Raw genomic sequence first — 344 nt, forward strand, 5'->3', positions numbered from 1 at the left:
CTGGACGCCCGCTTCTTGTAAGTCTGCAACCAGTTTACCCTGCCATGTGCGCTCCAAGCTGGCCAGCTGTTGACGGTTATTGACACCTTCAATCTCAAACGTCTGTTCAGGCTCTATCGCGGCAATCGTAATGCCATCAGCAACGGCCATTTTGACAATATCAGTGAGATAATATTCTTGCTGCGCATTGTCATTAGAGAGCTTGGGCAGATATTTATGCAGTAGAGCATTGTCAACGCAATAGATACCGCTATTAATCTCTTGGATATTCTGCTCATCAGCGCTGGCATCTTTTTGCTCGACGATGGCTTCGATATTGCCGTTTGTATCACGTTTGATACGAC

At 46.5% G+C, this 344-nt stretch carries 1 pseudogene; it reads right to left on the reverse strand.

Annotation, left to right across the window (positions count from 1 at the left end):
* Positions 1-344 (reverse strand): annotated as a pseudogene (gene glmU / locus AAEZ06_RS26945) (bifunctional UDP-N-acetylglucosamine diphosphorylase/glucosamine-1-phosphate N-acetyltransferase GlmU); the annotation flags it as partial.

It is taken from the genome of Pseudomonas sp. HY7a-MNA-CIBAN-0227 (assembly GCF_040310325.1).
In the GTDB taxonomy this organism is placed as follows: domain Bacteria; phylum Pseudomonadota; class Gammaproteobacteria; order Pseudomonadales; family Pseudomonadaceae; genus Aquipseudomonas.